The sequence below is a fragment of the Microbacterium sp. Z6_144 genome, assembly GCF_057197625.1.
In genome coordinates this window covers 2460160-2473051 of sequence record NZ_JBXVPT010000001.1, presented here as the reverse complement: position 1 = coordinate 2473051, position 12892 = coordinate 2460160, and the positions used below count along the sequence as shown (strand labels likewise).

Annotated in this window: 12 protein-coding genes; 5 read left to right on the top strand and 7 right to left on the bottom strand. The window is 71.0% G+C overall.

Annotation, left to right across the window (positions count from 1 at the left end; all coding sequences use genetic code 11):
• Window position 1: 1 nt before the first annotated feature.
• The 4 genes from AC2DGY_RS12000 to AC2DGY_RS11985 all read left to right on the top strand — a co-directional run bounded on the left by AC2DGY_RS12000 (window position 2) and on the right by AC2DGY_RS11985 (window position 3996).
• On the top strand, window positions 2–403 hold the full coding sequence (locus tag AC2DGY_RS12000; RefSeq protein WP_484509917.1) for a cytidine deaminase: 402 nt from the start codon (window positions 2–4) through the stop codon (window positions 401–403).
• A complete protein-coding gene (locus AC2DGY_RS11995; protein WP_484509916.1) occupies window positions 400–1713 on the top strand; it encodes a thymidine phosphorylase in 1314 nt (437 codons plus the stop codon). The genes AC2DGY_RS12000 and AC2DGY_RS11995 overlap by 4 nt, the downstream gene beginning before the upstream one ends.
• A gap of 24 nt (window positions 1714–1737) precedes the next feature.
• A complete protein-coding gene (locus AC2DGY_RS11990; protein ID WP_484509915.1) occupies window positions 1738–2853 on the top strand; it encodes an adenosine deaminase in 1116 nt (371 codons plus the stop codon).
• Between the two features lie 231 nt (window positions 2854–3084).
• Entirely contained in the window at window positions 3085–3996 is a 912-nt protein-coding gene (locus AC2DGY_RS11985) for a hypothetical protein (protein WP_484509914.1), read from the top strand.
• Window positions 3997–4069: 73 nt separating this feature from the next.
• Here AC2DGY_RS11985 and AC2DGY_RS11980 read toward each other — a convergent pair whose 3' ends face one another.
• The 6 genes from AC2DGY_RS11980 to AC2DGY_RS11955 form a co-directional block, all read right to left on the bottom strand.
• Entirely contained in the window at window positions 4070–5224 is a 1155-nt protein-coding gene (locus AC2DGY_RS11980) for a mannitol-1-phosphate 5-dehydrogenase (RefSeq protein ID WP_484509913.1), read from the bottom strand.
• Window positions 5221–5658, bottom strand: coding sequence for a PTS mannitol transporter subunit IIA (locus AC2DGY_RS11975; protein WP_484509912.1), 438 nt, complete (start codon window positions 5656–5658; stop codon window positions 5221–5223). The genes AC2DGY_RS11980 and AC2DGY_RS11975 overlap by 4 nt, the downstream gene beginning before the upstream one ends.
• 106 nt (window positions 5659–5764) lie before the next feature.
• On the bottom strand, window positions 5765–7375 hold the full coding sequence (locus AC2DGY_RS11970; protein ID WP_484509911.1) for a PTS mannitol transporter subunit IIBC: 1611 nt from the start codon (window positions 7373–7375) through the stop codon (window positions 5765–5767).
• Window positions 7372–9099, bottom strand: a complete 1728-nt coding sequence (gene ptsP, locus AC2DGY_RS11965) for a phosphoenolpyruvate--protein phosphotransferase (protein ID WP_484509910.1) — start codon at window positions 9097–9099, stop codon at window positions 7372–7374. The genes AC2DGY_RS11970 and ptsP overlap by 4 nt, the downstream gene beginning before the upstream one ends.
• 13 nt (window positions 9100–9112) lie before the next feature.
• Window positions 9113–9388, bottom strand: coding sequence for an HPr family phosphocarrier protein (locus AC2DGY_RS11960; RefSeq protein WP_484509909.1), 276 nt, complete (start codon window positions 9386–9388; stop codon window positions 9113–9115).
• Between the two features lie 29 nt (window positions 9389–9417).
• Entirely contained in the window at window positions 9418–9741 is a 324-nt protein-coding gene (locus tag AC2DGY_RS11955; RefSeq protein ID WP_484509908.1) for a PTS sugar transporter, read from the bottom strand.
• Between the two features lie 199 nt (window positions 9742–9940).
• Between AC2DGY_RS11955 and AC2DGY_RS11950 the strand changes: the two genes are divergently transcribed.
• On the top strand, window positions 9941–11866 hold the full coding sequence (locus AC2DGY_RS11950; RefSeq protein WP_484509907.1) for a BglG family transcription antiterminator: 1926 nt from the start codon (window positions 9941–9943) through the stop codon (window positions 11864–11866).
• Between the two features lie 39 nt (window positions 11867–11905).
• On the opposite strand, the gene AC2DGY_RS11945 is transcribed toward AC2DGY_RS11950, so the two are convergent.
• A complete protein-coding gene (locus AC2DGY_RS11945) occupies window positions 11906–12487 on the bottom strand; it encodes a GNAT family N-acetyltransferase (RefSeq protein WP_484509906.1) in 582 nt (193 codons plus the stop codon).
• Between the last annotated feature and the right edge of the window lie 405 nt (window positions 12488–12892).

Below are 12892 nucleotides of genomic sequence, written 5' to 3'. Positions count from 1 at the left end.
CGTGACCGACATCGACTGGGACGTTCTCCGCGTCGCCGCAACCGAGGCCATGCAGCGCGCCTACGCGCCGTACTCACGGTTCAAGGTGGGGGCGGCGGCGCTGGTCAGCGACGGGCGGATCGTCTCGGGGTGCAACGTCGAGAACGCCTCCTACGGTGTGGGCCTCTGCGCCGAATGCGGTCTCGTCTCCGACCTGCACATGTCCGGGGGCGGTCAGCTCGTGGCCTTCGTGTGCGTCAACGGCGAGGGGCAGACCATCATGCCGTGCGGACGGTGCCGCCAACTGCTGTTCGAGCACGCGATCCCGGGGATGCTCCTGGAGACGGTGTCGGGGATCCGCACGATCGACGAGGTGCTGCCCGACGCGTTCGGTCCGCGCGACCTGGAGGAGGTCGCTCGATGACGGTCTCCTCCTCCGCCTCCGGCTCCATCGAGCCCCATGACGCGATCGATGTGATCCGCGCGAAGCGCGACGGCGGCCGCATCCCGGAGCCGGCCCTGCGCTGGATGATCGACGCGTACACGCGCGGCTACGTGACCGACCCGCAGATGGCGGCGTTCGCCATGGCGGTGCTCCTCAACGGGATGGAGCGCGACGAGATCCGCGTGATGACCGACGCCATGATCGACTCCGGCGAACGGATGGACTTCTCCTCGCTGGACAAGCCCACCGTCGACAAGCACTCCACCGGCGGCGTGGGGGACAAGATCACCCTGCCGCTCGCTCCGCTCGTGGCGGCCTTCGGTGTGGCTGTGCCGCAGCTGTCCGGCCGGGGCCTCGGACACACCGGTGGCACGCTGGACAAGCTGGAGTCGATCCCCGGCTGGCGCGCCGCGCTCACCAACGACGAGATCCTCGCGCAGCTGGATGAGATCGGCGCGGTCATCTGCGCCGCCGGGTCGGGCCTCGCCCCCGCGGACAAGAAGCTCTACGCCCTGCGCGATGTCACCGGCACCGTCGAGGCGATCCCGCTCATCGCCTCGAGCATCATGTCGAAGAAGATCGCAGAGGGCACCGGATCTCTCGTGCTCGACGTCAAGTTCGGCTCGGGTGCCTTCATGCAGGACATCGACCGCGCACGCGAGCTGGCCCGGACGATGGTCGCGCTCGGCACCGACTCGGGTGTGGCGACCACGGCGCTCCTCACCGACATGAACTCACCGCTCGGGCGCGCGATCGGCAACGCCAACGAGGTGCGTGAGTCGGTCGAGGTGCTCGCCGGCGGCGGGCCCGCCGACGTCGTGGAACTGACCGTCGCCCTGGCCCGCGAGATGCTCACCCTGGCCGGCAGGCCCGACGCCGACGTGGAAGCCGCCCTCGCCGACGGCCGGGCGATGGACGTGTGGCGACGGATGATCCGCGCCCAGGACGGCGACCCGGATGCCGCGCTGCCGCAGCCGCGCGAGACCCACACCGTCACCGCCGACCGCGCCGGCACCGTGCGCCGCCTCGAGGCACTGCCCTTCGGCATCGCCGCCTGGCGGCTGGGTGCGGGCCGTGCCCGGCCGCAGGATCCCGTGATCCACGCCGCCGGGATCGACCTGCACGTCGCCCCGGGCGACACCGTCGTCCCCGGTCAACCGTTGTTCACCCTCCTGGCCGATGATGGTGAGCGGTTCGGCCGGGCCCTCGAGGCTCTGACGGGTGCGTGGGAGATCGGCGACGAGGCCCACCAGGCCCCGCCTCGGGTTCGCGAACGCATCACCGCCTGACGAATTCACGATCCGGGAGGAACCATGGCCATCGACTCCGACGGCGACATCCGCGTCCAGGGGCAGTCGCTTCGTGCGCTGCCCAAGGTCTCGCTGCACGACCACCTGGACGGCGCGGTGCGGCCGGAGACCGTGCTCGATCTCGCCGACGCCGCCGGCCTGGAGGTGCCCGAGACCGACGCCGACGACCTCGGCGACTGGTTCGCCGACCGTGCCGATTCCGGCTCCCTCGTGGAGTACCTGAAGACCTTCGAGGTGACCGTGGGGGTCACGCAGACACGCGAAGCCCTCACGCGGGTCGCCCGGGAGTACGTCGAGGATCTCGCCGCGGACGGGGCCGTCTACGGCGAGGTTCGGTGGGCGCCGGAGCAGCACCTCGCGCTCGGGCTCACTCTCGATGAGGCGGTCGGAGCCGTCCAGGAGGGCCTGGAGGAGGGCGAGGATGCGGCGCAGGACGCCGGCCGTGACATCCGCGTCGGGCAGATCCTCACCGCCCTCCGACACAACGAGCGGTCGCTGGATGTCGCGCGGCTCGCCGTGCAGTGGCGCAGCCGCGGGGTTGTCGGGTTCGACATCGCCGGACCGGAGGACGGGTTCCTCCCCGCCCGCCACCGCACGGCGTTCGATTACCTCGCCGGCGAGTTCTTCCCCGTGACCGTCCATGCCGGTGAGGCGGCCGGGCTCGAGTCGATCCGGTCGGCCCTGCTGGACGGCCGGGCGCTCCGCCTCGGCCACGGGGTGCGCATCGCGCAGGGCCTCGATGTCGTCTCGCGTGAGGGCGACGAGGTCCGCGTGCACCTGAGCGACCTCGCCCGGTGGGTGCGCGACCGCGAGATCCCACTGGAGCTGGCGCCGTCCTCCAACCTGCAGACCGGCGCCATCGCGGCGTGGGGGACGAGCCTGGAGGACCACCCGTTCGATCTGCTCTACCAGCTCGGCTTCGCCGTCACGGTGAACGTCGACAACCGGACGATGAGCCGCACATCGCTCACGCGCGAGCTGGCGCTGCTCGTGCAGGCGTTCGACTACGGTCTCGATGACCTCGAGGCCTTCCAGCTGAACGCCGCCGCAGGCGCGTTCCTCCCGGTGGAGGAACGCGAGGAGCTCATCGACCTCATCGCCGACGGCTTCGCCTCCTGACCCCCACCCCCCACCCCCCACCCCCCACCCCCCACCCCCCACCCCCCACCCCCCACCCCCCACCCCCCCCGGCGTGATGTCTCACTTCCGCAGGTTCTGAGGCGCTGGAAGCTGCACAACTGAGACATCACGCCGCTCGATACGTCCTCCACAGGAGTGCGATGCCGGCGAGAGGGGGCGGGAAGCTGGGGAGAGAGCGGGGGAGGGCGGCGGCGGGGATTGGCTGGGCGGATGACGACGCGGCATTCCCCCTTCGGCGACCGGCCGTTCTCCATCGCTGCCGGCACGGCAGCCGGGCTGGGGCGTGGAGCGCTGGCGGGCCCGATGTTCGACGCGCCCTTCCGGGGCGTTCGGCAATGGAAGGACGCGGGGGCGGCGGATGACGAGCGTTCCCGGCTGATCCGTCGCTGCCGGCAGTATGCGCCGCGGATGTCGGCGGCGCAGTTCTTCAGTCATGACACGGCACTGGTGGCGTACGGCGCGCCCACCCCGTACGGCTGGGAGCTCGCCGATCTTCATGTCTCGGTCCATCGGCCCCACCAGGCCCCTCGGACACGCGGCATCCGCGGTCATCGTCTGCAGGAGCGCGTCGCGGCCGTTCGTGAGGTCGCGGGCCTCCGCCTCGAAGACCCCTCCCGCGCGTGGGTACAGCTGGCGCGCGATTGGCCGTTCGACGCGATGGTCGCTGCCGGAGACTTCCTCGTCGCGCGTCGTCGCCCGCTGGCGATGCTGGACGACCTGCGCGCCGAGGTCGCCTCGGCGCGACGAGAGCGGGCTCTCGCGGGCGTGCTGGCCGCCATCCGCGTCGGATCGGAGTCGCCCGAGGAGACGCGCCTGCGCCTGGTGCTGGTGCGCGGCGGGCTGCCCGAACCCGAGCTGAACGTCGACATCTTGGACGACGCCGGCCGTTTCCTCGGCCGAGGAGATCTGGTGTTCCCGCGATGGAAGGTGCTCGTGGAATACGACGGTCGACAGCATGCGAGCGACCCGGACCAGTTCGCCAGGGACGCCGACCGCTGGCACGGGTTCGCCGAGAACGGCTGGACCCTCGTCCGCGTGCTCCGTCATCACCTCCGGGGTGGCGGAGCCGTCGCCCTCGGCCGCACCCGCTCCGCTCTCCTCCGCGCCGGCTGGCGCCCCTGACGGCGCGGGATGTCTCACTTTCGCAGGAAACCCGGGCGGGAAAGCTGCGGAGGTGAGACATCACCCGCGCGGGTCAGACGAGCTCGGCCTGGCGGGTCTGGACGATCTGCTGGATACGGGGGAAGAGGGGATGCTCCGGCTCCAGGCCCGTCACGGCTGCCGTGAACTCCGCGGCCGACTGCTCCCGCAGCATCCGCTGCAGGTCCACCGACTGCGCGTCCTCCGGGTCGTCGAACGCGAGGGCGGCCGCCATCGCGCCCACCAGTCCGTCCACGGGAAGACCCCGCTCGACCGCCTCCGCGGCGGGCCCGACGAATCGCTCGTGCCGCGACAGCTTGCGCAGCGGCTGCCGCCCCACCCGCCACACGGTGTCGGGGAGGGCGGGGTTGCGGAAGCGGCGGAGGATCGTCTCGCGGTACCGGGTCTGCGTCGCCGGGTCGAGGTCGTGCTTCTGGATCAGCAACTCAGAGGTCTCCCGCAGCGCGGCATCCACGTTCGCGGCGATGCGGGGGTCGGCCAGCGCATCGGAGATCCGCTCGACGCCGGCGGCCGCGCCGAAGTACGCCGTCGTGGCGTGACCGGTGTTAACGGTGAAGAGCTTCCGCTCGATGTACGGCGTGAGATCGTCGACGAAGTGCGCGCCGGGGATGTTCGGCGGGGTGTCACCGAAGGGTCCGCGCTCGATCGCCCACTCGTAGAACGGCTCGACGGTGACATCGATCCCGCCACCAGGCTCCTGGGCGGGCACGATGCGGTCCACGGCGGTGTTGGCGAACACCGCCCGGCCGGAGATGGCCTCCCACCCGTCGCCGGCGACGGACGCCATCTCCTCGCGGAGCAGGTCCGTGGCACCGATCGCGTTCTCGCAGGCCATGACCTGCAGCGGAGGCGCCGCCGGGTCGCGGAGGCCGAGACCGGCGACGATGTGCGGCGCGACGAACTTCAAGATGGTCGGTCCGACCGCGGTGGTGACCACATCCGCCGTGGAAACCTCGTCGACGAGAGCGGATGCGTCGGTCGCGCTGTTGATCGCCCGGAATCCGGTGACGACGGTGTCGACGCCGCCCTCGCCCACCTCGTGCACCGTGTACTGGGAGGCCGCGTTGATGGCCTCCACGAGGGGTTCGGCCACGTCGGAGAACACCAGCTCGTACCCGCCCTGGTGCAGCAAGAGCCCGACGAATCCCCGGCCGATGTTGCCGGCGCCGAAGTGGACGGCCTTGCTCACCGGTTGACCGCCGACAGCGCCGCGTACAGATCTTCCGCCGACTCCACCGTCTTCAGCCGCGCCACCTCATCTTCGTCAGAGAACAGGATCGCGATCTGCGACAGGATCTCCAGGTGCTCGTCGCCCTTGCCGGCGATCCCCACCACGAAGGTGACCGGCTCCCCGCCCCAGTCGACACCGCCGTCGTAGCGCACGACCGACAGGCCGGACTCGAGGATGGTCTGCTTGGTCTCGTTCGTGCCGTGGGGGATGGCGAGCTCGTTGCCCATGTACGTCGACACGGTCTCCTCGCGCTGCTGCATCGCGTCGTAGTACGCGCTGGTCACGGCGCCGGCGGACTCGAGGATGTCGGCGGCTTCTTTCATCGCCTCCTCGCGGGTCGCACTGCCGGAGTGGATGCGTACCTGTCCGATGCTGAGGACGTCACGGGCCATAGTCTCGCCTTTCGTTGATGTGTTCAGCCTCCCAAATGGCAGGCCGAACGGGAAGAAGGCCGCGGGACCGGGGGCATCACGCCGGCCCGGCCCCGCGGCGGTCGTTCTACTGCGCGGTGTCGTGCTGGTCGCGGACCAGGTCGACGACCTCGTCGTACTTCGGCGAGTTCATGAAGTTGTCCACCGAGACGTGCACCGCGTGCGGCGACTGCCGCCGCGCACGGTCGGTGAGCTGGCTCTGCGTGATGACCAGGTCAGCCGAGTCGTCGAGGTTGGCGATGGACTTGTTGGTCACCGTCACGTCCTGGTAGCCGGCCTTCTTGATCTTGTTCCGCAGGACGCTCGCGCCCATGGCGGACGAACCCATGCCCGCGTCGCACGCGAACACGATGCTGCGCACCGGCTTGGTGGCGACCACGCCGCCCTCCAGCCGGCCGCCCGTCTCCCGCTCGGTCTCGAGCCGGTCCACCGCGTCCTCGGCCTCGCGGACCGCCTCACGGTCGGTGCCGTCGGCGGCACGCAGCCCGTCCAGCGCCGCGGAGGACTTGCCCTTGTTCGCCGCCGTCTTGGAGACCGCCGCAGAGAACTGGTCGCCCTCGGCGAGGAGGTCGCGCTTGCGGGAGGCGCGCAGGATGACCGCTGCAACGAGGAAGGTCACCGCTGCCGACAGCACGACGGAGAGGATGACGGCGAAGTACGCACCCGATGCCGTCTGCGCGAGCACCGCGAAGATGCTCCCAGGGGCTGCCGGGGCGCGAAGGGCTCCGCCGAGCAGCATGTTCGTGGTCACGCCGGTCGCCCCGCCCGCGATCAACGCGACGATCAGTACCGGCTTCATGAGGGCGAACGGGAAGTACACCTCGTGGATACCGCCGAAGAACTGGATGACCGCAGCGCCCGGTGCCGAGGCGCGAGCTGCACCGATGCCGAAGAACGTGAACGCGAGGAGCAGACCCACACCGGGGCCGGGGTTGGCCTCGAGCAGGAACAGGATCGAGGAGCCGTTCTCCGACGCCTGTGCGATGCCGAGGGGCGTGAGCACGCCGTGGTTGATGGCGTTGTTGAGGAAGAACACCTTCGCCGGCTCGATGATGATGCTCGTCAGCGGAAGCAGGTTGGTCTCCACCAGCCAGTTCACCGCGATGCTCAGCACGTTCATGAGGCCGTTGACCAGCCACGCGACGGGGTAGAACCCGACGATGGCCATCACGAAGCCCCAGATGCCGGCCGAGAACATGTTCACGAGCATCTCGAAGCCGGCCCGGATCTTGCCGTCCCACAGCCGGTCGAGCCACTTCATGGTGTAGGCCGCGAGCGGCGCCATGATCATCGCGCCGATGAACTGGTGGATCTCACCCAGCGGCGGCTCGCCCGCCGGGAGCGTCGCGTTGAACTGCGCGATGAGCAGGTCGGAGCCGGCGATGACACCCATCGTGGCGATGGCACCGACGACGGCACCGCGCACGCCGTAGACCATGTGGCCGGCGGTGTAGGCGATGATGATCGGCAGCAGGTAGTGGATGAAGGGGCCGACGATCGTGGCGAGGTCGGCGTTGGGCGTCCATCCCACGTCGATGAAGAACGCCGTGAAGATCCCCCACGCGATCAGCGCCGGGATGTTGGGCATGATCATGCCCGAAAGGAAGGTGCCGAATCGCTGAATCGCGACGCGGGCGCCCCCTTGCTTGGGGGCCACCTCAGGCGACGTCGTCGTCATTGGATTGTCTCTTTCTGTGATGCGGGGGCGGCGTCTGCCGCCTCCGGCGCTGATGAAAGCGAAGCCGCGTCGGCGGCGTCGCGGGCGGAGGCCGCGTCATCCGCGGCCAGGGCTGCCTCGGCGATGCGACGGGCGTCGTCGAGAGTGTGGGTGAGGAGGGTGGCTCGCACGTCGGCCAGCGCGGTGGGCGCCATGGACAGGCTGGTCGCCCCCAGCCCGACGAGCACCACCGCGAGAAGCGGGTCGGCCGCCGCCTCGCCGCAGATGCCCACCGGCTTGCCGGCGGCCGCGCCGGCAGCACCCACCTCGCGCACCAGCCGGAGCACGGCCGGGTGCCACGGATCCTGGAAGGAGGCGACCGATCCGAGCAGCCGGTCGGCCGCCAGCGTGTACTGGGTGAGGTCGTTCGTTCCGATGGAGGCGAAGTCGGCGCGAGCAAGGATGCGGTCGGCCATAAGTGCCGAGGAGGGCACCTCGACCATGACACCGGCCGTCTTCAGGCCGTAGTCGTGGGCGAGGGCGACGAAGTACTCCGTCTCCTCGACCGTGGACACCATCGGTGCCATGACCCACAGGTCGGCGGGGCCTTCCGCGGAACGGCGGGTGGCGGCATCCGCTTCGGCCAGCGCCGTCAGCTGCTCGCGCAGGATGTCTTCGCTGGCCCGCAGCGCGCGGAGGCCCCGCAGCCCCAGCGCGGGGTTCTCCTCGTGCGCGTCGTTGAGGAAGGGCAGCGGCTTGTCGGCGCCGGCATCGAGCACCCGTACGACGACCTTCTTGCCGGGGAAGGTCGCCAGCAGTTCGGTGTATGCCTTCCGCTGCTCCTCGACCGTCGGCGCGGAGTTGGCGCTGAGGAAGAGGAACTCGGTACGGAAGAGGCCCACGCCCTCGGCGCCCAGCTCGACGGCCTGGGCCGCGCCCCCGGGCTTGCCGAGGTTGGCCAGCAGCGGCACCGCGGTGCCGTCGGCCAGGGCGCCGGGCGTGATCGGCGCCGATGCGGCCGACGCCCGCTGGGAGGCGCGGGTCTCAGCGCGAGAGAGTTCGTCCCGGTTCGGGTCGGCGATCACGACCCCGGCCGCCGCATCCACGATGACCGTGGTGCCGTCGGCGAGCGTGTTCGCGTCGGCTGCTCCCACCACCGCGACGATGGACTTCTCGCGAGCGAGGATCGCGGTGTGCGAGGTGGGGCCGCCCTCGGTGGTCACCAGCGCGAGCACCTTGTCGAGATCGAGGAGGGCGGTGTCTGCGGGGGCGAGGTCTTTCGCGACGAGGACGAAGGGATGCCCCGGGTCGGGGACGCCCGGCGCCGGAACGCCTCGCAGCCGGGCGAGGACGCGCTGAGCGACGTCGTCGAGGTCGGCCGCGCGCTCGCCGAGGTATCCGCCGAGGGCCGTCAGCTGCTCGCGGAACGAGGCGAACGCATCCCACACGGCCCATTCGCCGGTCTTGCCGGCCGCCAGCCGCGTGTCGATCTCGGTCTCGAGGCTCGGGTCTTCCGCCATCATCGCCTGCGCCTCGAGAACGTCGCGCGCGGCGCCGCCGGCCTGCGCACCCCGCTGCTCGAGCTCCCGGGCAACCGCGGTGACGGCCTCCCGCACCCGGGCCGTCTCCTCCTCGGTGGACATCGCGCTCGCGGCGTCGTCCGGTGCGGGGAGCGGCTCCGCCATGCGGGCGACCGGGCCCTGGGCGACCCCGAGTCCGATCCCGACCCCGCGCAGCTGCGTCATCGTCGCGTCCCCGTCACTCGGCATCATGGTCGGTGCTCAACAGGTCGGCGAGCGAATCCAGGGTCGCGTCGGCCGAGTCGCCGTCGGCGGTGAGGGTGACGTAGTCGCCCTGATCGATGCCGAGGGCGATCACGCCGAGGATGCTGGCGGCGTTGACCGGCGCGCCGGAGTCCTTGGCGATCGTGATCGGGATGCCGGCTTCCTTCGCCGCCTGCGCGAACAGCTTCGCCGGCCGCGCGTGGAGTCCGTGGGACGATCCGATCCGTACCGTGCGGGTGACCTGGGGCATTGTCTCTGCTTTCTCGTATGACAGGGGGGTCAGCGGCTGGCGCTGGAAGAGGACGGGAGTGTTGCGCGGACCAGTTCCAGGGTCCGCTCGCCGGTGAGGTCGGAGAAGATGTCGTCGGGGAGCACCGCGACGGCGACGCCGTGCTCGGCGGCGCTTCGCTGGATCCACTCGCGCTCAGCGGCCAGGTGCGGACCGACCAGCACGATGTCGGCGGAATCGAGATCGATCACCAGCGAACCGGCGGTGCCGGCGACCGCCGAGTAGGGCAGGCCACGTTCGTGGGCGGCGCGTCGAACGCGTTGCGCCACGAAGGTGCTGGACGCACCCGCGCCACAGACCACCAGGATCCTCATCGATCACCCTCCTTCTCGCCCATCCTTGTGAGTTTGCTGAACGCGGACAACCACATCTGTTTCCCACCCCCCGGAACGGGAGCACGGACTCGCCGGGGGCCGGGTGGCGGCGGCACCCGCGCCGCGGCGGACGTCCCGTGGTTGACTGGGACGGCGGCCCCGCCGAACCGGCCGCGGAAACGATCGTGACGGCACCATGATGACGAGGGCGCGCCAAGACCGGCTCCTCGGTCTGCTCACCCGCGACGGGGACTGGGCCACCGCGGCCTCCCTCGCCGATGTGCTCGGCGTCACCCCCCGCAGCATCCGGTCCTACGTCACGTCGCTGAATGCGCGCGTGCACGCCGGTGTGGCGGTCGAGTCTGGTCCGCTCGGCTATCGTGCCGGCCCGGATGCCGCGGCTGCTCTGCGCGCCGCCCCGGCCGCGGACGGGGGCACCCCGCGCGACCGGCTGCACACGCTGGTGCGGGCGCTCCTGGACAGCCGGGAGGGGATCGACGTCTTCGACACGGCCGATGCGCTCCACGTCAGCGCGGCGACACTCGAGGCAGACCTCGCACGCGTGCGCGGGCTTCTGGGCGGAACCGAGCTGACGCTGGAACGGTCGGCGTCCACCGCGCGGCTGCGTGGCACCGAGATGGCCCAGCGGCGCCTGCTCAGCCGGCTGGCCCACGACGAGATGGACGCCGGGTCCTTCGACCTCGAGGTGCTGCGGCGGACGCTCGGGGAGGGCTCGGTGGGCGCCCACGCCTTCGGACCCTTCAAGGCCGAACTGACCTCGGAGCTCGGGGCGCTCGGCTACTTCGTCAACGAGTACGGGATCGGCGATGTCGTGATGCACATCGCGATCGCCGCCGACCGCATCGCCCGCGATCGGGCGCTGGAGCGCACGGCGGGGGAGACCTCGGCGGCGCATCGGCAGGTCGCCGCGCTCCTGGACCGGCTCTCCGAGAAGCATCTCGGCCTGCGGCTGGGCGCCGGCGACCAGCAGCATCTCGCCACCCTCGTGCTCACGCGGGTGGTCGCCCCCGGTGCCCCGGCGGCCGACGACGCGCGCGCGCGGCTCGAGCCCGATGTCGAACAGGCCGTCCGCGCGGTGGTCGAGCGCGCCGCATCCGAATTCCTCGTCGACATCGCGCACGACGATTTCATCCTGCGCCTCGCGCTGCACGTGCAGAACCTGCTGCACCGCTCGAAGGAGCAGGCGTGGTCGCGCAACCCGCTCACGCGGTCGCTGAAATCCACGTACCCGATGATCTTCGAAGTGGCCGTCTTCATCTCCAGCGGACTGCACGAGAGCCTGGGGATCCCGATCCTCGACGACGAGATCGCCTATGTCGCGATGCACGTGGGGGGCCGGCTGGAACGCAGTCGTCGCTCCGATCAGCTCCTCACCGCCACGATCGTCTGCCCCGGCTACTACGAGCTCCACGAACTGCTGCGTTCCAGCGTCGACCGCTCCCTCGGGCAGGCGATCGAGGTCGTCGGAGTCGAGACCCGCGTCGACCCCGACTGGCCCTCGATCGACACCGACCTCGTCCTCACCACCATCGACCCACCACTGGCGGGGGACCGGATCGTCCGCATCCAGCCGTTCCTCACCGACGCCGACGTGGACCGGGTGCAGGCCGCGGCCGCACGGATCCGCCGCGGGCGCCGGCTGCGGCGACTCCGGGCCGAACTGGAGCGCTACTTCGACTCCTCCGCGTTCGTGCGCGGGGTCGATGGGGCATCGGGCGAGGAAGGCGTTATCCGCCACCTCGGGAGCCTCCTCGTGCGACAGGGCGTGATCGACGAGGGATATGTCGAACGGGCGATCGAGCGGGAGCGCCTGTCCTCCACCGCGTTCACCGATGCGCTGGCCGTTCCGCACGCGATCGGGATGACCGCGACCCGCACCCAGATCGCGATCGGCATCGCCGAGCCCTCCATCCCGTGGGGGGAGGGGCGCGTGCAGGTCGTCGCGCTCGTGGCGTTCTCCGAGGCCGACCGCGAGGCCTTCCAGACGGTCTTCGAGCAGTTCGTCGAGGTGTTCTCCGAGCGGGAGAGCGTGCAGCGGATCGTGCGGCGAGCAACCGATTTCGCCGGGTTCCTCGATGAGCTGGTCGCCGTCATCGACGGCTGAGGCGGCTTGCGGCTGACACCGTTTCCGGCTGGCGCTTTCTCAGGCCTCGCGTTCGAGCCGGGTCTCGAGTCCGCGCCGGACGGCCGGCCACTCGCCGGGCAGGATCGAGTACACGACCGTGTCTCGGAGGATGCCGTCCGGGCTGATGCGGTGGCTGCGCAGTACGCCGTCCTGCTTCGCGCCGAGGCGCTCGATCGCCGCGCGCGACTGCCGGTTGTGCCAGTGGGTGCGGAACTCCACGGCGATCGCGTCGCAGACCTCGAACGCATGGCCGAGGAGGAGGAGCTTCGCCGCGGTGTTGACGGCCGTGCGCTGGGCGCTGAGCCCCAGCCACGTGTGGCCGATCTCCACGTGCCGGTTGGCCTGATCGATGTTGCAGAACGTGGTCTCTCCGACGACCGTGCCATCGCGGATCACCGCCCACGGGTTCATCGTGCCCTCGTCGCGCCAGCCCAGTCGCTGCGCGATGTCGTCGGTCACAGCATCCGGTGCGGGCACCGACGTGTACCAGACGTGCTCGAGCCCTCGGGCGGCTTCTGCGAGGCCCGGGCCGTGCTCGGGGCGGAGAGGCTCGAGGCGGACGAACGCGTTCTCCAGCCTCACCGGCGCGACGAACTCCATGCCGGCGAGCATAGGACGCCCGCCCGCCCGCGGGCATCCGGCGCGGCCCTTCCCGGCCCCCGGCGCGGGCCCTGCCCGGCCCCCCGGCGCGGGCCCTGCCCAGCCCCCGGGCGCGAGCCCTGCCCCGCACTCCCGGCGCGGGCCCTGCGCCGGCACTTGCGCGTGCGGCTGTCCGCACCCGCCCGCCCGTGCGGCTGTCCGCACCGGCGCACCGTACTCAGTCTCATTCCGTCGTGGGCCTGCGCAATTCCCGGATTTCCGCGGGCCCGCTGGTTGCGGCGTCGGTTCAGACTGAGTACGTGCACGGGGTGGGCGCGCCCGGCCAGGGTCGGAGCACCGAACGAGCCCCACACACGCTCCGGCCCGGCGGCTGCCCTCACCGGCGCCGTACTCAGTCTCGTTGCC

Excerpts from the sequence above, each read along its gene's own strand:
- AC2DGY_RS11995 (WP_484509916.1), top strand. The coding sequence starts at position 400 with ATGACGGTCTCCTCCTCCGCCTCCGGCTCCATCGAGCCCCATGACGCG.
- AC2DGY_RS11990 (WP_484509915.1), top strand. The coding sequence starts at position 1,738 with ATGGCCATCGACTCCGACGGCGACATCCGCGTCCAGGGGCAGTCGCTT.
- AC2DGY_RS11985 (WP_484509914.1), top strand. The coding sequence starts at position 3,085 with ATGACGACGCGGCATTCCCCCTTCGGCGACCGGCCGTTCTCCATCGCT.
- AC2DGY_RS11975 (WP_484509912.1), bottom strand. The coding sequence starts at position 5,658 with ATGGCCCGTGACGTCCTCAGCATCGGACAGGTACGCATCCACTCCGGC.
- AC2DGY_RS11970 (WP_484509911.1), bottom strand. The coding sequence starts at position 7,375 with ATGACGACGACGTCGCCTGAGGTGGCCCCCAAGCAAGGGGGCGCCCGC.
- ptsP (WP_484509910.1), bottom strand. The coding sequence starts at position 9,099 with ATGACGCAGCTGCGCGGGGTCGGGATCGGACTCGGGGTCGCCCAGGGC.
- AC2DGY_RS11960 (WP_484509909.1), bottom strand. The coding sequence starts at position 9,388 with ATGCCCCAGGTCACCCGCACGGTACGGATCGGATCGTCCCACGGACTC.
- AC2DGY_RS11955 (WP_484509908.1), bottom strand. The coding sequence starts at position 9,741 with ATGAGGATCCTGGTGGTCTGTGGCGCGGGTGCGTCCAGCACCTTCGTG.
- AC2DGY_RS11950 (WP_484509907.1), top strand. The coding sequence starts at position 9,941 with ATGACGAGGGCGCGCCAAGACCGGCTCCTCGGTCTGCTCACCCGCGAC.
- AC2DGY_RS11945 (WP_484509906.1), bottom strand. The coding sequence starts at position 12,487 with ATGGAGTTCGTCGCGCCGGTGAGGCTGGAGAACGCGTTCGTCCGCCTC.